Annotated in this window: 9 protein-coding genes and 1 tRNA gene; 5 read left to right on the forward strand and 5 right to left on the reverse strand. The window is 45.7% G+C overall.

What is annotated here, in order from left to right; all coding sequences use genetic code 11:
- Positions 1-74 precede the first annotated feature (74 nt).
- Positions 75-4,955 (forward strand): PKD domain-containing protein, encoded by a 4,881-nt coding sequence (locus K1Y79_RS26550; RefSeq protein WP_236059856.1) that lies wholly within the window; start codon positions 75-77, stop codon positions 4,953-4,955.
- Between the two features lie 399 nt (positions 4,956-5,354).
- The gene (locus K1Y79_RS26555) at positions 5,355-8,765 is read left to right on the forward strand and encodes a HEAT repeat domain-containing protein (RefSeq protein WP_220253240.1); all 3,411 of its coding nucleotides are present in this window, start codon (positions 5,355-5,357) and stop codon (positions 8,763-8,765) included.
- 108 nt (positions 8,766-8,873) lie between these two features.
- Here K1Y79_RS26555 and K1Y79_RS26560 read toward each other — a convergent pair whose 3' ends face one another.
- The 5 genes from K1Y79_RS26560 to K1Y79_RS26580 form a co-directional block, all read right to left on the reverse strand.
- A complete protein-coding gene (locus tag K1Y79_RS26560) occupies positions 8,874-9,341 on the reverse strand; it encodes a GNAT family N-acetyltransferase (protein ID WP_220253241.1) in 468 nt (155 codons plus the stop codon).
- Positions 9,342-9,511: 170 nt separating this feature from the next.
- Positions 9,512-9,907 (reverse strand): hypothetical protein, encoded by a 396-nt coding sequence (locus K1Y79_RS26565; protein WP_220253242.1) that lies wholly within the window; start codon positions 9,905-9,907, stop codon positions 9,512-9,514.
- Positions 9,891-10,643 carry a class I SAM-dependent methyltransferase gene (locus K1Y79_RS26570; protein ID WP_220253243.1) on the reverse strand — a complete coding sequence of 251 codons (753 nt, stop codon included), beginning with the start codon at positions 10,641-10,643 and terminating at the stop codon, positions 9,891-9,893. Before K1Y79_RS26570 ends, K1Y79_RS26565 begins: the two co-directional genes overlap by 17 nt.
- Complete coding sequence (locus K1Y79_RS26575) at positions 10,634-11,371, reverse strand: DUF2071 domain-containing protein (protein WP_220253244.1); 738 nt, start codon at positions 11,369-11,371, stop codon at positions 10,634-10,636. The genes K1Y79_RS26570 and K1Y79_RS26575 overlap by 10 nt, the downstream gene beginning before the upstream one ends.
- Before the next feature lie 6 nt (positions 11,372-11,377).
- Positions 11,378-11,758: a DoxX-like family protein gene (locus K1Y79_RS26580; protein ID WP_220253245.1), complete on the reverse strand. Its 381-nt coding sequence runs from the start codon at positions 11,756-11,758 to the stop codon at positions 11,378-11,380.
- 1,716 nt (positions 11,759-13,474) lie between these two features.
- Here K1Y79_RS26580 and K1Y79_RS26585 point away from each other — a divergent pair.
- The 3 genes from K1Y79_RS26585 to K1Y79_RS26595 all read left to right on the forward strand — a co-directional run bounded on the left by K1Y79_RS26585 (position 13,475) and on the right by K1Y79_RS26595 (position 18,540).
- Complete coding sequence (locus tag K1Y79_RS26585) at positions 13,475-16,735, forward strand: hypothetical protein (protein ID WP_220253246.1); 3,261 nt, start codon at positions 13,475-13,477, stop codon at positions 16,733-16,735.
- 190 nt (positions 16,736-16,925) lie between these two features.
- Positions 16,926-18,362 (forward strand): family 43 glycosylhydrolase, encoded by a 1,437-nt coding sequence (locus K1Y79_RS26590; RefSeq protein WP_236059857.1) that lies wholly within the window; start codon positions 16,926-16,928, stop codon positions 18,360-18,362.
- 94 nt (positions 18,363-18,456) lie between these two features.
- Positions 18,457-18,540: transfer RNA gene (locus K1Y79_RS26595), tRNA-Leu, on the forward strand.
- The last annotated feature ends 202 nt before the right edge of the window (positions 18,541-18,742 follow it).

Raw genomic sequence — 18,742 nt, forward strand, 5'->3', positions numbered from 1 at the left:
CATTTAATACCCTACAACATATTTTATATCAGTAAGTTATATTATTTTCGTACTTTCATTGTGAACTTTAGTGTATGTCCCTGAATGCCAAGGCAGCCCGTTGGGTAGCCGTAACCTGTAGTGTACTTTGGAGTGTGCTTGCAATGGGCGTTTCCGCTTATTCGCAAATCAAAGCTGATTTCAGTCCGACTAAGATCAGTGATTGTGAAAGTCTCATTACCAAATTTGTTGATAATAGTGTTGGTGGTCCTGTCTCATGGCAGTGGAACTTGGGTAATGGTTTCACGTCAACAGAACAAAGCCCCAGTGCATCGTATACCGCTCCGGGTAACTATACAGTTACGCTGACGGCGAAAGATGCTGCGGGTAATACAAGTGTTGCCGTGAAGACAGTTACAGTATGGGGAAAGCCTAAGCCTGATTTCGCAGCCAGTCCTGCTAAAGGTTGTACGCCCTTTGAGGTTACCTTCACAGATAAATCTGATCCTGTAAATGGTACCATGGCTACTTATACATGGGATTTTGGTGACGGCGCTTCAGGTACAGGCAGTAGTCCCGTACATACCTACAACAATGCAATATCGCCTACAGTAACGCTTACTGTTACTAATAGTAATGGCTGTACTGCGTCTAAGACAATTAACAATGTTGTAGAAGCGGCAGCACCGCTGATCGCGGGGTTCACACTCTCTGATAAATTCCTTTGTACTGCCCCCGGATCATTAACTGTAACCAATACTACTACTGGTCCTGGTAACCTTACCTACCAATGGGACTTTGGCGATGGCGGCACCGCTACCGGCGCAAATCCTGCACCCCATAGCTATAAGACAAGAGGGGTATACAATGTGAAGCTGACTGTTACCAGTGATAAAGGTTGTACTGCCACCCGCACTTCCGAAGATATCAACGTCGCTAACTTTAACACTGACTTCGTTATGCCTGCTGGTATCTGTGAGAATGCCAGTGTTATCTTCAATGCTGCCAACACGCCATCGGCTAACTACGTCACCTGGAGTGTAGACAAAGGTTATATCAACGGTGCTAATGAATCTGCAACTTTCTACCCATCAGAGCCAGGTACGGTAAAGGTGACAATGACGGCAGAATATGACAAATGCCGTGAAACGGTGACCAAAGACTATGTAGTGAAGCCTGCTCCACGCGCTGACTTCACCACTGATCAGGAAGCTATCTGCGATGTGCCGGCTACCGTGAAACTCTCTAATCTGTCTCAGAATGCTACCAGCTGGAGCTGGGATTTCGGTAACGGACAGACCTCCACTCAGCAAAACCCCTCAGCTACCTATAATAGTCTCGGGAACTACACGATCAGACTCACCGCTACTAATGCCTCCGGATGCACCAGCAATATAGAACGCTATGTCAGGGTGGTAAAGCCGGAAGTACAGATCTCGGCCAGTCATTATACTGGCTGCGTAGAAATAACGCCTACTTTCGAGGCATCTGTCACTACAGACGATCCCATTGCCACCTATGAATGGGACTTTGGCGATGGCAGTCCGAAATCAACAGCCGCTACTCCCTCACATAAGTATACCAAGGACGGCGTATATCCAGTGACGCTTAACTACGTTACAACGAATGGCTGTAAAGGCACCGCCATGTTAAACCGTAACTATGACGGCATCCGGGTATATAAGAAGCCCAAACCTGATTTCTCTTCTCCCCAGGCTCCACAGGTATGTGGCAATAACTGGGTTACCTTCAACGGAATATCAGATGTAGGAGAAGGATGGGCATGGGACTTTGGTGACCACAGTTATGGTTACGGACAAAATGCGGAGCATAGCTACAGAGATCCTGGTACTTACACAGTCGCCCTTACGGTGTCAAACCATGGTTGTAGTGAAACGATTACCAAAACCGCCTACATTACGGCCGTTAATCCGTTTCCAAGATTTACAGTGATGAACGTTAAGTGCGAGGACCGGACAGAAATTAATTTCGCTGAACATTCACTAGGTACTGTCACCAGCTGGAAATGGAGCTGGGGAGACGGGAAAGAAGATACCTATACTTCTAAGATCGACTTTGCCAAACATCGCTATGCCCAGATGGGAGATTATAAAGTGAAGCTGACTGTGACAGATGGTACGTGTACCAGCACAGATTCCATTAACGTCGGTGTTTATCCGAAAGCCCCTATTACCATTGCAACCGACAAGACAACCTTATGTGGTAATGAGACCGTCATCGGTAATGTGACCGCTATCGACAGCTGGTTATACGCTCCCGAGAATGTATATACCTGGTATTCGTCAGACGGCACATCTCCTGACTGGAACAATTATAACTATGACAAGACCAGCTTTACCAATCTGCGTCCCGGCATAGATACAATCCGCCTGGTTATGAAAAACCGGCAGGAATGTTTTGATACCAGTAATTACGTTGTGCTTAACGTACACGGGCCGGTGGCTAAGTTCGTGAACCCTGATCTACTTGAGTGCAGAGGTACACCACTCACGTTTAAAGACCAGACAGATATCTCTAAAGGTAAACCTATTAAAAGCTGGTCCTGGGACTTCGGGGACGGAACGAGCGAACTATTCACCAATCCTCCTTTCCGGCACACCTACCATAAATCCGGCTACTTTTATCCGTCCCTCAGAGTGACAGATGCAGATGGTTGTATCAGTACTGCCACTAATCCGTACCTGCAGGTAAACGGGCCGAACGCTGATTTTACGCCTAGTGCAGCACTTATACCGCCTGGCGCCAATGTATCTTTTTATAACCAGACGAGTGAAACTGGTGGCAATGCAACCTATAAATGGGATTTCGGCGACAATACAACCTCTGTGGAGTATTCGCCGGTGAAGAACTACCCTGACAAAGGTCTGTATACGGTTAAGCTGATGGTAAAAGATAACAATGGTTGTACTGACAGTGCCCAGAAACAGGTAAAAGTGTCTCACGTAAGCGCCGGTTTCACGGTAACCACTGCCTTTGTCAACAATAGCGGCTGCCCGCCGGTGATAGCCCGTTTTACTAATGCCTCCGTTAACTATACCAGCTCTTACTGGGATTTCGGGGATGGCAGTTTTTCTACCATCAGTGATCCTTCTCATACCTACACTTACGCGGGTAAGTACAAGGTCAAACTGAAAGTAACCGGGGAGGCGGGGACAGAAGATGAATATGTGCAGGAGGTAGAAGTGAAAGGGCCTTTCGCAACCATTATCACTTCTTCGGATGGTGGCTGTCTTACCAAAGAGATTGAATTTAGGGTAGCTACTTCTGCCGCTGTCAACTTCGCCTGGGACTTCACAGACGGTATTGTGATGGAAACCAATGACTCAATCATCAAACATACTTTCAAACAGCCAGGTATTTACAAACCCAGGCTGATACTCTCAGATGAGGCAGGCTGTAAAGGAACTGCCTTCCTGCAGGAACCGATAGTAGTAGATAAGCTGGAAGTGGAACTGGTATCCGAACCTGACATTATATGTGATAAAGGCTGGATTACGTTTAATCCGACCTTCAGCAGCTATTCCATTGACGATCTGAAAAAGCCGGCCACATACGCCTGGAGCTATGAGCCGGGAATAGTGGCGCAAGGCGATACCACTGCTAATCCCCGTTTCTACCTGGATAAAGTAAAAGAATACGACTTCACGCTTACTACAACAACTGCCTACGGTTGCGCGCAGACTGTCAGCAAAAAGATCTCCGTCCACCCGAAGCCTGAAGCCGGTATCACCGGTCCGCCTGATGGTTGTCAGGATGCGCCTGTACAATTCAGCGGTACAGTGAGTAAAGTCAATGATGTTGCCTGGAACTGGAACTTCGGTAATGGTAACGTCGCCAGCATACAGCAACCTGCAGACCAGACATATAGCCTGACCGGACCTGCGGAAGTAGTACTGACTGTTGTTAGTCGCGAGGGATGCAGCGACACTGCCCGTCACAACATCAACATTCTCCCTAAACCGGTTATTAACGCTACAGCGGCTGCCAATATGCTCTGTCTGGGAGATAGTACCGTCCTTAGCGCCGGTGGAGGAATTACCTATGAATGGTCGCCGGCCAATAGCCTGAATAACCCGGCTGTTGCACGTCCTGTAGCTACTCCGCTGGAAAATACTACCTACCAGGTATCTGTTACAGATGATAAAGGTTGTAGTAATACTGACGAGGTAAGCATCCGCGTAACACAGCCGTTTACCATCCAGGCTACCCCGGATACGGCGATCTGCCTGGGCCATATCCTGCCATTGCGGGTAACTGGTGCAGATCACTATACCTGGAAAGGAGAGGGGCTTGATAACGTTTCCAGTCCAATGCCTAATGCCACTATCCAGGCGCTGGGCCGCTATACCTACCAGGTAACAGGGTATGATGCAGACGGTTGCTTTACACATGATACTTCACTGGTAGTAGCAGTCAATCCTGCACCGGCAATAAATGTGGGACCTGATCGTATGGTGATGGCTGGTACGCCGCTGACGTTAAGCGGACAAGGAAGTTCTGATATCGTTAGGTGGAACTGGACACCGCCGGAATATCTGAACTGCCCTACCTGCGCTACGCCGGAAGCCTTGCCTAATCTCTCGACCAACTATACCCTGGAAGTAGAAAACGTATATGGTTGTAAAGCTTCAGATGACGTATTTGTAAAAGTGACGTGTGATAAAGGAGCTGTCTTCCTGCCTAACGCTTTTTCTCCTAACAGGGACGGTAAGAATGAATGGTTCTATCCTACAGGGCGTGGTGTCAAAGAGATTGTATGGATGAGGGTGTATGACCGCTGGGGCAGCCTTGTCTTTGAAAGAACTCACTTCTCTGTAAATAGTGCATCATCAGGGTGGGATGGTACCTGGAAGAGCCAGATAGCACCAATCGGTACTTACGTCTATGCGCTGGAGACCATGTGTGAAGATGGCACTACCTTCCTGTTCAGGGGAACAGTTACTGTAGTCAGATAACTACTACCTATCTCACGTCAGCGGTAGTATTAATCATCATTACAATTTACTTCATAAATCAGAAAGCCTTCTCCGTAGAGAAGGCTTTCTGATTTATAATAACATTTACAACAATAGTCTGTCATCCGACTATTGCAGCCGCTAAGCCATAAACTGTCTGTCAGATGACCTGATCTTGCCTGATTCCTGTTACCTGGGTGCTGATAAAATAAATGTCCGTCGGACAGATCATGCGGCTGCAAACCAATCATTTGCATCGGCTCTATATTGTGCCATCCCTATCAGGAACGTTCCGTTTAAAAAAAATATTCCCCAATACATATTTTTTACCCTATCTTAATCAGTCGCACATGTGCTATAGTAGTATATGTGTATACTTGACAATCATGCTTTCCTCATATGAAAAAACTTCATGCTTTCAAAGACCCTATTCTGGCGTCTTTGTTTTTTTCGGCGGCTTGTCTCTCCGCCTGTAAACACGATGCCGGACCGGCGGATAAGCGTATCAAAAAGATGGATACGACGCTGACGGCTCATCTGGCTGACTCGATCGGATCTATCGTAAAACCAGTACTGGCAGATGGATTGTCGCTGACCCTATGGGGGATTGATTCGCTGGTCATATCTCCGGTAGCAATTGATATTGACGATTATGGCCGCGTGTACTACACGACTACCGACAGACAGAACAACTCAGAGTTTGACATACGTGGTCATCGAGATTGGGAGATCCCCTCTATCAGTCTGCAGACGGTCGAAGACCGCCGGGCTTTCCTGCATAAGGAACTATCTCCGGAGAACAGTAAAAAGAATGAATGGCTGAAAGATGTGAACGGAGATGGTTCTCATGATTGGCGCGACCTGACAGTGGAGAAAGAACATATCTTCCGGCTGGAGGATATTTCAGGCGACGGCGTCGCTGATCAGAGCCAGCTGGTAGTAGATGACTTCCATGACGAGGTAACCGACGTTGTAGGCGGTGTACTGAGCGACGGCGATGACCTGTATGTGGCAGTAGCGCCCGACCTATGGCGTATGAAGGACAAAAACAATGATGGTATTGTTGATGATAAAACATCTATCTCTCATGGCTACGGTGTCCATATTGGTTTTAGCGGTCATGGTATGTCTGGTGTAGAGATGGGCCCTGATGGCCGTATCTATTGGCAGATAGGAGACATTGGTTTCAACGGTAAAGGTCCTGACGGCAAAGAATGGTCATTCCCTAACTCAGGTGTACTGGCACGTTCTAATCCAGACGGTAGCGACTTTGAGATCTATGCTTACGGTATCCGTAATACCCACGAATTTGCTTTTGATGAATATGGTAATATCATCAGTGAGGATAACGACGGCGATCATCCGGGAGAAATGGAACGCCTCGTATATCTGGTAAACGGCGGTGATCAGGGATGGCGCGCCAACTGGCAGTATGGTAAATACAATGATCCTGACAATAATACCTATAAAGTATGGATGGATGAAAAGATGTACCTGCCGCGTTTTGAAGGACAGGCCGCATACATCACTCCATGCATCAGCAACTTTGTAAGCGGTCCTGCGGGGTTCGTTTACAACCCCGGCACCGCTCTGGGACCTGCCTACAAGAACACTTTCTTCGTAGCGGAATTTGTTGGGAACCCTTCCAACTCCGGAGTACATGCCTTTAAACTCAACCAGAAAGGAGCATCGTTTGAATTAGGTGAACAGAAGAAAGTATTAAGTGGCGTACTGGCTACTGGTATTGATTTCGGCCCGGACGGTGCATTGTATGTTGCCGACTGGATTGATGGATGGGGTACACACAATTACGGCCGTATCTGGAAGCTGGATGATAAAAGTCAGGCGGCATCTGCAGAAAGACAGGCAACGAAGTCTCTGTTAGCAGAAGATTTCAGTAAGCGTAAAGAGGCTGAATTGGGTGACCTGCTGAAGAATCCTGATATGCGTGTACGTATGAAAGCACAGTTTGAACTGGTGAAACGCAAGGGTAAAGGTGCGCCTTTATTTGAAGAGGCATTGAAGCAGAAAGAACATCAGCTGGCAAGAGTACATGGAATATGGGGACTTAGTCAGCTGGCCCGCACTGATAAACAATATGCCAAATCATTACTGCCACTCTTACAGGACAGTGATCCCGAAATCCGGGCACAGGCAGCTAAATGGTTGGGCGACATCCGCTATAAAGAAGCCGGCGCAGCATTGGTACCTGTACTGAAAGATACTGCCAGCCGTGCGCGTTTCTTCGCAGCAGAAGCATTGGGTAGAATACAATACGCACCGGCAGTACAACCGCTGATAGCATTCCTGGAAGCGAATAACGATATAGATGCTTACCAGCGTCATGCGGGTGCGTTGGCACTTTCCAGTATCGGACAGGCAGATCCTTTGATAGCACTGGCTAACAGCCCTTCCCGTGCGTTGCGTATAGCCGCCGTGGTTGCATTGCGCAGAATGAGCCATCCGGGTATTGCCGCTTTTCTAAATGATAAAGATGAATTTGTTGTTACAGAGACAGCCCGTGCAATCAACGATGATCTATCTATTAAAGATGCATTACCGGCACTGGGTAACCTGCTCAAGACAACTACATTCAAAAATGAACCACTGATTCGCCGTGCTATCAATGCGAACCTGCGCGTTGGTACTGAAAGCGCCTTGAATAATCTGATTGCCTATGCCCAGCAAACGGCTAGTCCTGCTGCAATGCGTGCCGAGGCGATAGATGCATTGAGTGTCTGGTCTAAGCCTTCTGTACTGGATAGGGTGGATGGCAGATTACGTGGAGAGATCAAGAGGGATGCTGCGCCGGCAGCTAAACTGTCTGTTGCACCACTCACGGCTTTATTGAAAGATAAAGATCTGCCGGTACGTGTAAGTGCTGCGAAAGCAATAGCAAAATTACAGCTTAAATCTGCCGGATCACAACTGCTGGCTGTTGTGAAAACAGATCGTGATGCGGATGCCCGCGTAGCAGCATTGGAGACACTGGTGCATCTGCAAGATACAGGTATGGAACAGGGTATCACCGCTGCATTGACAGATAAGGAAAAGAAAGTACGTGTAGCTGGATTGGATCTGTTAAGTAAAATGCATATCTCTGAAAGTGTAATGGTGAATCTGTTATCCGGCGTGATTGCGAATAAAACTACGGAAGAAAAGCAAGCCGCTTTATTGACGTTAGGTAAGTTGCCTTCACAGTATACAGAGAAACCACTAGGCGATCTACTTGACAAACTGGCCGCTGGCAAACTGGATCAGAACATACAACTGGAGTTGGGCGAAGCTATTGATAGCAGCCGCTCCACAGCATTAGCAGCCCGTTACAAGGCAATCAACGATAAGATGTCGCCAGATCAACAGCTGGCCTCTTACAATAGTTGTCTGACCGGTGGTGATCCTAGACGAGGCAGAGAGATCTTCTTCAACAATCAGAACGCACAATGTATGCGCTGCCACTCTTACGATGACAGAGGTGGTAATGCAGGACCCAGACTTAACGGAGTAGCAAGCCGTATATCGAGAGAGCAGTTGTTGCAAGCGCTTATTGCTCCGAGTGCTAGATTAGCACCGGGGTACGGAATGATCACCCTGGAGCTGAAAGATGGTAAAACCGTAACAGGTGTGTTGCAAGGGGAAACGAAAACAGGTATCACTATCAAGGAGGGAACTGCTGAACGGACTATCGCCGCAGATCAGATTGTCAATAAGAAGTATGCACAGTCAAGCATGCCTGATATGAAGCTGATATTGTCAAAGAAAGAGATAAGAGATGTAGTCAGCTTCCTGGCTGAGCAGAAATCTGAATAGTAATATAATTGGCCATTGTGGCTAAGTATACAGTTGTAATTAAATGAGACAGGGCTGATGATCGTTGATCGTCAGCCCTGTCTCGTTATAGTAAATGATATTGTCAATTTACAGATCTTCTATGCTGCAACGCATTGTCAGCAGCAGTTTGCTGAAGCCCGCCTTTTCATATGCTTTGACAGCAGCAATATTCTCCTCATACACCTCTAACTGCATTTCGCTGATACCCTTAGACAAAGCCCATTTCTTCAATTCGGTGATGAGTTGCTGATTAAGTCCACGTCCGCGGTAAGCAGGCACAACATACATGAATCCAAGATGCGCATACTGTGAGAACACGAGGTATGATTTCGCTTTTTGAATCAGCGCATAGCCACATCCTACAAGTTCGCCGTTATCTTCCAGTACCAGTAATGCTGCATTCTCATTTTCGATCAGCGATTTAAGATCGTAGTAAATCACATGTCCACTACGGATGGTTTCGTCAAAGGGCCGTTCTGCTTCTACCAGTAACTGCAGGAAATTATCGAGTACAGGTAAGTCATTTAAGGAAGCGCTTCTGGTTATAACAGCCATAAGAAAAGTTTTAACATGGTCACACAGACAGTATATAGTTTCTGAGCAATTGTTGTGCCGCCTGGCAGCATACGCATCACGCCGTCTACGGACATTGCTATTGACACCAAATATAATGAAAACTATCGCGTGGCGGGCATCAGGAAAACCTTGTTAGTGATTGAATCGTATTACATGAAGTAGGCCATAATAAATATAACACTCATGTATCCGAAGAATAAGGAGAACAGGATATGGACGACCGTCTCAAATCGTTTACCTTTCCATAGTTCAGCAGAGTACCCGAAGAACTGAAAGATGAGCCTGATGAACCAGAAAATACCGATACCGAGCGAAATCTTTTTTCCGAATGAAGTATCAATAAGTTCGGTAGCAGAAGTAAGACATAACAGTCCAAGCAGGAAAACCAGTAACGCAATAAAGAAGGTATGAATGATCATGATCTGCCGGTTGATCAGGCTAAGTGGCTTCAGTTCCTCTTTCCATTTAAAGTACCTGGGAAAGACGATATGACTGAAGGATAATATGATCAGGAGGATACCTGTTATCTTAAAATGCAGTATCATTTTTAGTAAGTATAAAAGTGGAAATAAATGGAGTGATCTTTATTTCTTTAATAACTTTAAGGCCTGCACGCCCGAAGAGAGATAGCCAGGAGTGCCGGCTATAGAAATGAAAGAACCCGATGTTGTAGGCCAGGAAGTTAGGAAGATCCCGCAGGTGTTCTGTAACATATATTTCACCGCCTGGCCTGACAATACGGGCTACCTCATGAAAAAATGATGTTCTTTCAGGAACGTTGCGTATCTCGTGGGCAGAAAAGATGATAAATACTTTATCGGCCACATTGTTTCCCAATGGTAACTGCGTTGTTGCAGACCGGATCGTTTCCGGAAGCGCAGGATATGCTTTACGAGCGCGTTGAATAGAGACTTCGGTATGTTTCGCCGGATCATAAAAATCAATCACCCGCAACACCGCATTTTTATATTTATGTTTTAACAGTAGGCTTGTTTCATCGAATCCCGCATGAATATTTACAATGAGCGATGCATCATCCTGTTCCCTGATCCAGTATAGTTTGTACAGATCCGAAAGGTCATAGACATATACCGATACGGTTAATGATATGATATTGGCCGTAAGTATCAACCCTGCTACCAGGTATAGTAAACTGAAGCCTGTCAGGAAGCTGGCTACCATAATACACAATACCATTAAGAGGGCTGAAATAGCATATAGGTGCCAGTTGAACCTGATGATATTATAGACGCCCTGAAACGGCTTTCTGATCACTGCCATAGCTCAGTTTTTCCTTTTTTCCAGTAATAGGGTATGTTACGGATAATAAAAGCGTTGGCCAGCACCGGATGTGAAAGTTGCATAGCATCAAAGAAAGAAAACTGATGCGACAGTACAGATACAGGGTGTGGCGTCCAGTTTTCTCTTATGCCTTCAATGATCAATACTTCGTTAGTAGTAGCATCAAACCTGAAAGTAAAGGGTAATGGTCCGGCAAAACGTCGGGCCTCTTTCCAGTCAGTAAATGGTGAATTTGCCGGAAGCGGCGCTTCTTCAGCAGAAAGATCGAGAGAAACTTGGAAGTTAGAGGCTTTCGACAGATAGGAAGTGATATTGGCTGACTGCGTCTTAGTGATATCGGTGGTGGAGTAGCGGTAATGTGTGAAGATATTTCCCAATAGCTCCATCTTTTTCTTATCTGTCTCTGATTTGAGGATATATAGTCCGCGCAATCGCTTACCGGAGTTGCTGGTATAGCGTACAAAGATCCGATATCCTATGAGGAAGAAATCGTTCCCTAGAAAACGTGGAAAGCCTTTAGGGCGCAGCGCTTTAGTCTGTACCATTGCCACGGCAACGAAGGCATAAGTATCCTTGAATGTATCCAACTCGAGGCAGGGCGGTAATAAGGGTGCCAGTTGATCTTTCGGGAAGGCATATGTCAGCACGATAGAGCTTTCAAAAAAGGCTTCAACAGCAAAAGGATGATTTTTAAGGCTGGCGAGCATAGGCACTTAAGTCTTTTTAGGATTCAGTTTAAATTCATTCAGGTAGATCATCAGCATGAAAATTCCTGCAAACAAGGCGTTTATTCTGCCCCATAGTAGCAGGTCAGGGACCAGCAGAAATTCAAGGACGTTCATTAATCCGATAATGATCATCTGTAGGATGGCATTGAAGCGTGTGCAGATGCCGCTTACTATCCATATCGCCATCGCTATTTCTGCAATACCAATCAGGATGGTGAGTGTTGCCGCGTATTGATCTCCTAATATCCTTGCGACGATCTGTTCGTGCCGGGGGACGAGATGTAATACTTTGCAGCATAGTCCGTTGACCAGCCAGACAAGGGCGATAAAGTAAGTTATGATAATATGTGGAGTTGAGCGTTTCACTTCAATTATTTTATGCCGGTATGTTTAAACCATTACTAGTTGACATGGGCCTTCATTCCCGATAAAGGTGGCTAATAAGTATCTGGTTGCTTATTCAAAGATACTGAGAAAATGTGCAGTTGTTACTGCGAAGAAGTGTTTTCAGATTGGGAGGTGGGATTGCTTGTCTGTAAAAGAGTTAGTTAGGATGTATTGTTTGAGGCGGTGTTAAGGGGTTAATATATCTGGAAGGGAGAGTGGACGAACAAGCGACGAACTAGCGACGGCAAAGCGACGAACAAGCAAAAATGGATTTGACGCGGTGGTTCGGTGGATGATGCTGTAATTGGACGACTTTTGGAAAGCGGCTTATGTAGATGTATTCTCGGATAGGATTTTTGCCTTTTTTAGATGGACAAGCGGTCGAAAAGACAGTAATCTGCAGGCAGGAAATATCGAAATTAACCGGAGTTGCATATGGAAGATTTGAGTGCGGGCAATTGAACGGTTTTGAAGATAAATAGTTGCAGAGGCGGTGTGTAGTAAGATTGACCATCTGGGATGTCTTGCAGTGAGTCTGGGTTCTTTGGGCATTAGACTAGAGGTAACGGAGAAACGGGTTGCACTGCGCGACTAAAGTCAGTAGGGAAGCGGCCTGTAGATCTGATTGAGTCGAATTTTGTATAGGGTCTGCTCAATAGTTCATTTCATTATTACATGAAGGCAATGAATATAATTTTATTGTAGGGATAGTTTTTAGAATGATACGGGACTGGCAAAAGGTCAGACTTCGTTGCCAGGTGGTTATCGAAAGAATTGGTAGTAATTTGACGCGGTGGTTTAGAGAGGGAAACTGTTTTGCTTGCTATTGATCATATTTTATCCTTTTTCTGATTGAAAGAATGTGTTTGCATTGCATGCAGACGGATAGGCAGATTTTTGAATAGTTAGTAAATGACATGCATGTGAGATGTAGCTGTATGTTCTTTGAGAAGACTGCCGATGTTTTGACGCGGTGATTGAGGTGAGAATGTGTCTCGTCCGGGACTTTGAAACAGCATGTACGTTAATTAGCCCAAGCAGTACTGTTGCGACATCGACTAATTCCAAAGCGCGTATCGGCCGTTATTTCTTATGGAGGGACAGCTATGGGCGAATCGAGTTGCAGCTTAGGCTGTGAGTGTTTTGTGGCTGGGATATGGGTTATTGATAATTGGAGCCAGTTTATTCTACTTAGTTCAAGTATGTCAACATTGTTATGTAGTTCTGGCGGAATGATGTTGCTTTCCTTTAGTGCCATGCGCATTGGAGGACAACGGACGTCTTGCGGTTGCGTGGAGGTGCCGGAAAAGTGTTTTGAATATGGGCAAGAAGGGGGTTAAGAAGCGCTGACGACTATATCAATGTAGTATGGAAACCTACGTTAAAAAAACTAAATATTTTGACGCGGTGGTTCCAAAAAGGTATGGAAATATTGAATTTTTATTTTTAACTTTACAAGCGTTCTACTATCGATTATGATAGTACGTTAACCAGTAATTGTTTGTAGCCTGTTAAGTTATTTGCACAATAGCTTCTTCAGACGGAATTGTTAAAACTCTTCATCAAATTTTGTTTAAAGTGATCCCGGGGGAAATGGCTTCCAGGTTGGCTGTGGGTATATTTTGCGCCTACGCAGCTAATCTTGTAGTTATAGCTTCCTGGAGGAAATGTTGTAAAAGAAAATGTACATAAGCTATGAGCGTATCCAAAGTTATTGATATCCTGATTGGATGTATATTATTGCTGGTAACTAGTGTCAGTGCGCAGACTAGTTCAGGTAATAATTACAACAAGCTTACTGAGGTATTACCTCCGGCACCGAATGCCAGTTCGCTTGGGAAATATGGCGGTATTAATGTAGGATTAAATACGGGGACAGCGTCATTTAGCATACCGTTGTTTACTTACACAACCGCAAATATTGAGCTGCCGGTGTCACTGAGTTATAGTAGTAATGGCATAAAGACGGATGAAATAGCTTCGCGTACAGGTACCTCGTGGAATTTGCAGGCGGGTGGGGTAATTACGCGTACAGTATATGGTGGTTCTGACGAGAAAGTCAGTTGTCTGACCCCGCCTTCCACTTATCCTGTGAGGAATAATGCGTTATTTGCCTTCTTAACGTCATTGGCCGATGATCCTGACAGGCAGCGGTTTGACGCCGAACCTGACGTGTTTTCTTTTACCTTCGGAAAATACAGCGGACGGTTTGTGTTGGATGCAGATGAAAATGTTGTGCAGCTGGCTCATTCGGCACTGAAGGTGGAAAAGGTGTATGATGAGACCTCGGTGTTAAGATGGAAGATTACAGATCCGGATGGCATTCAGTATTATTTTGGGAGTGATTCTGCCAGAGATATATCTGTTAAGTCTTCTATCGGACAGCATTGTGGCAAGTCTGTCCCGGATGGTGCGGTTACCGCTTGGTATTTATCAGCTATCGTCCATCCTAACAGGGACACTGTTTACTTTGATTACTTCCGTATACGTATGCTTTATACCGCGGGTATCAGTCAGACGATGTATGCAGATGCCGGAGTGCGCCAGGTATGTGAAGGCACAAACCAGGGATGCGGATTGATACCTAATACGACTTGCTTGTCGGATATATCTGCCACTGCTGCTGTATTAAAGACCATTCGTAGTACAGATGGAACAACGGTGAAGTTCAGTTATATTGATCGGAAGGATGTTACGGACAAACTATTATCATCGGTCGAGGTTATTCCGGCGGGAGCTTCAAGTGCTATCAGAACGTTCCGGCTGTCGTATGTTTACGCCAGGGCTGTGTCCTATCTTAATACGTGGCAATCTGATTCCAGTTTCTGTTTCAGGCCTTTCTTGTCTGGTCTTAAAGAGTATGGTACGGAAATTAGCGACAGTAAGGAGCATTCTTTCAGTTATTACAAGATGGATAGCATGCCCCCCCGGCTTACATTTGCCCAGGATCATTTCGGGTATTTTAACGGAAGAAATAATACGACGCTGATACCTAGGCCTGTTACATTGTCACAGCAACAGAAATTTCCGGAAGCTACGGCGGATAGGGGTATTGACCCTAAGTTTGCCGGGAATGGGTTGCTCTGTAAGATAGTCTATCCCACCGGCGGATTTGATACGATTATCTATGGAGGAAATAAGGTATGCGGTACATATGAGGTGATGCCTGAGCCGGTATCTTATCGCATTGGCGGTGCGGGGGCTGGCAGGTTTAATACAGTTCGGAAAACATCTCCTGAACTGTTGGTACAAACAGGCCAGGAGATTGCATTAAACGTTTACTGCACCTTTGATGGGGATGCAGGATATGAGTATGACGACAGGCACCATATTGCAAACATTAGTGTGTTGGATCTTACAACCGGAAGTAATCTGTACACTGTGACATTGTGGCCCGGACAAAGGGCGCAGGAGATCCTTACTTTGACTGCAGGGCGTACTTATCGTGTGGAAGTACTCTCACACGGAGCTGCCGTTAGTTGTCTGGCTGGCTTTTCATTTCTCCCTGGTGTCAAAACGGTGAAGGAGGGTAACCTGGATGCGGGTGGCATGCGGGTAGAGAAAGTTGTTACCAGGGATCCTATAGGCGGAACGCAGCTGGTGAAGAGGTATTTGTATGACCAGGAGTCAGATGCTGGTCGGTCGTCGGGCGGCAGAATATTTCAGTCTGTGTACAGTCGTTATCTGGATATGCAGCAACCTTGTTCCGGGGTGTTCCCTGGATGTACATTTACCAGTTGTTTCTATTATACTATGCATTCAGGGTCGGTCAACAATATCTATGCTTATGGGCATTCTCCGGTGTCGTATACTTATGTGGTGGAGTCAGAGGGTGAGAACTTTGAAAATGGGGGTACCGCTCACACTTACACGCTGGCTGCCGATATGCCAGGTTTTATTACGATGGGAGAAGTCGTGCCAGGGGCTCCGTTTACCAGTCGTGCATGGCGGAACGGATTGGAGACCATGACCCATGTTTTCCGCATCGAGCGTGGAATGAGGAAGTCTGTTCAAAAGATCATTTATCATTACAAGGAAGATTCGCGGGTCAACCAGGAAATAAAAGCCTATCTGGTCAATAGCAGAAGAAGGAATGTATGTACGCGTAATAATGTTGAGTTTGAAGATTTCGCAGGCTTTGATCTGATTACATACAGCCATTATTCAAAATGGCAGTATATTGATACCACGCGCATGCTGACTTACAGTAGTGAAGGAGATAGTTATGTGGAGGCAGTAACTGCGTATACTTACGGTAATCCTGTACACGCACAGCCAACGATCATAGCGAAGAGAACAAGTAATGGCAGCTGGAAGTCTGTCAGACAACTTTACCCGCCCGACCTGTCATACACGGGTACAGCGGAAGTTGCGCGACTAGCCATGATACGTATGAATATGGTGAGTCCGGTGCTGGAACAGACTGAGACCCTTGGTAGTAAGCAGACGCTCAGGTTGTGGAATAGGTACGCTATTTTTCCAAATGGCTTAGTATTGCCACAATCGAGGCAGTTGCAGGTAGGTAATGGTAGGATAGAGGACGGGGTGGTCTTTTACAGCTATAGCCCGAAAGGTAAGATACTTGAGCAATCTCAGGCAGCTGACGTGCGGGAGGTGCTCTTATGGGGATATAATAGCCGGTATCCAGTGGCGCATATCGCTAATGCCGTATATGACACAGTGCGCCGTTATATTGACCAGCGACTATTGGATAAGCCGTCCGGAGAAGCAGCATTGAGGAGCCACCTGCAGTCACTGCAACAGCAATTAAAGGGAGCCTTCATGACTTATCATACCTACAAAGATGAAATCGGTATGACTAGTCAAACGGACGTCGCAGGCAGAACAACTTACTATAACTACGATAGCCATGGACGCTTAAAGTTGGTGAGAGACAATGAAGGCAGGATACGAAGTATGTTTGACTACCGTTATCAGCATCCGGTCACACAATAAAATACATCTTTAGTAGAAAAGGATGAACGGATGATGAATTAAGCCGCATAATTTATATTTTAGTCGCTTAATCAGGTAAAGGCTACCTGAATACATTTAAGTCATTGTCTCAACCACGTACTTCATGCTCAGGATCAAACATTATTGTAGTTTTCTGTTATTTGCCGTTTCCGCGTTAATCTGTCAAAAGATGTCTGCTCAGGCTACGGAGCCCGTAATTCCCGGCGATTTTGCTGATCCGTCGGTAATAAAGGTCGATAGTGTATATTATGCGACCGGCACATCTTCTGAGTGGGCACCTCATTTTCCGGTATTTAAATCGTCTGACTTGAAAACCTGGCGTCAGACCGGATATGTATTCGACAAATCTCCAGAATGGACAGTTGGGTCTTTCTGGGCACCCGAATATTATAAAATTGGTCAGACTTACTACCTGTATTATACCGCCCGGAGGAAGTCAGATAATCGTTCCTACATAGGGGTGGCAACTTCTCAATATCCGGATCATGGATTTACCGATCATGGTGTGCTGATTGAGCACGGAAAAGAAGCCATTGATGCCTTTGTCTTCAATGATAACGGTCAGTTGTATATCACCTTCAAGGCCTATGGATTGGATGACCGCCCTATTGAACTCCTGGGTTCCAGGTTGTCTGCAGATGGTCTGAAAACAGAAGGAGAACTTTTCTCCTTGTTAAAAGATAGTAGCCGTATTGGTATGGAAGGTCAGAGTATATTGAAAAAGGATAATTACTACTATCTGTTTTATTCAGTCGGCAACTGCTGCGGACAAGACTGCAGCTACGCGGTTCATGTAGCTCGTGCTACCAGTCTTAAGGGCCCTTATCAGCTATATAGCAGTAACCCCATCCTTCACGAAAATGATAGCTGGAAGTGTATGGGGCACGGTACCTTTGTGCCAGGAGATAAGGGAGAGACTTACTACTTACACCACGGATACAACAGGAAGAGCAATGTATTTACTGGCCGGGAAGCAATGCTTTCTGCCTTAACCTGGCAAGGGAAGGATGGCTGGCCAGCTTTGAAAATAGCATCCAATAATATGGCAGTTCCCAGTGAACTACGCGACGATTTTAACACCACGGCCTTGTCAAATTTCTGGCAGTGGGACTTTCGCCATGCTGATCCTTCCGTAAAGATCCACAAGGGCACGCTTCACCTATCAGGAACTACCACCAGCGATAACCTGACCGGAATCGCTTTGACAGTCAGGCCAACTTCAGACAGTTTTGAGATCACAACAAGTGTTATTAACCGTAATAAGGCGCTTAAAGGACTTGTCGTATATGGAGATGCAGGCGTTGCCATAGGCGTCGGTGTGCAAGGTGATAGTATCAAAGTATGGAAGGTAGATAATAATAGACATCTCATCCTCCATGCAATAAAGGCTCCTTCAGGCATAACCAGTCTGAAGCTAGCTATGTCTGAAGGCCGTGTCTCTAAGTTCTTCTATCAGGCTGGCCAGGCATCCTGGAAACAAGTGGGTTCAGCAGAAGAAATAAAGTCTTTGCCTCAATGGGATAGAAGCCCTCGACTAGGCTTACATTACAAGGGAAATGAGCAGGATAGCGCGGAGTTTTCCTATTTCAGTTTGCGTAATCTTTAATACAGCTGTTGGCATCTTCAAATAGAAGGTTAAATAAAAATTTGGCTAATTTTAAAAATGTAATACATTTGCACTCCCTGAACAAAAATCAGTTGCCCAGATGGCGAAATTGGTAGACGCACTGTGTTCAGGTCGCAGCGCTCGCAAGGGTGTGCTGGTTCGAATCCAGTTCTGGGCACTTAATGGCTCTGTAATCAATTGATTACAGAGCCATTTTTAATTTATACTTGTCGGTTTTTCATAGGTTTTAACGGGATCAAGTTGAAAACTTGGGGGATTGCCATTAGGCATATAGTTTAACGAGCCTAAAAAGGAAGAAGTTCACGTCCCTTACTCCTCTCATGGCGTTTCTAAATGATTTTACCTTCGCATTAAATGAT

Origin of the sequence: Chitinophaga rhizophila (assembly GCF_019492185.1) — a bacterium.
In the GTDB taxonomy this organism is placed as follows: domain Bacteria; phylum Bacteroidota; class Bacteroidia; order Chitinophagales; family Chitinophagaceae; genus Chitinophaga; species Chitinophaga rhizophila.

Excerpts from the sequence above, each read along its gene's own strand:
- K1Y79_RS26550 (WP_236059856.1), top strand. The coding sequence starts at position 75 with ATGTCCCTGAATGCCAAGGCAGCCCGTTGGGTAGCCGTAACCTGTAGT.
- K1Y79_RS26575 (WP_220253244.1), bottom strand. The coding sequence starts at position 11,371 with ATGCTCGCCAGCCTTAAAAATCATCCTTTTGCTGTTGAAGCCTTTTTT.
- K1Y79_RS26565 (WP_220253242.1), bottom strand. The coding sequence starts at position 9,907 with ATGATACTGCATTTTAAGATAACAGGTATCCTCCTGATCATATTATCC.
- K1Y79_RS26555 (WP_220253240.1), top strand. The coding sequence starts at position 5,355 with ATGAAAAAACTTCATGCTTTCAAAGACCCTATTCTGGCGTCTTTGTTT.
- K1Y79_RS26570 (WP_220253243.1), bottom strand. The coding sequence starts at position 10,643 with ATGGCAGTGATCAGAAAGCCGTTTCAGGGCGTCTATAATATCATCAGG.
- K1Y79_RS26560 (WP_220253241.1), bottom strand. The coding sequence starts at position 9,341 with ATGGCTGTTATAACCAGAAGCGCTTCCTTAAATGACTTACCTGTACTC.
- K1Y79_RS26590 (WP_236059857.1), top strand. The coding sequence starts at position 16,926 with ATGTCTGCTCAGGCTACGGAGCCCGTAATTCCCGGCGATTTTGCTGAT.
- K1Y79_RS26585 (WP_220253246.1), top strand. The coding sequence starts at position 13,475 with ATGAGCGTATCCAAAGTTATTGATATCCTGATTGGATGTATATTATTG.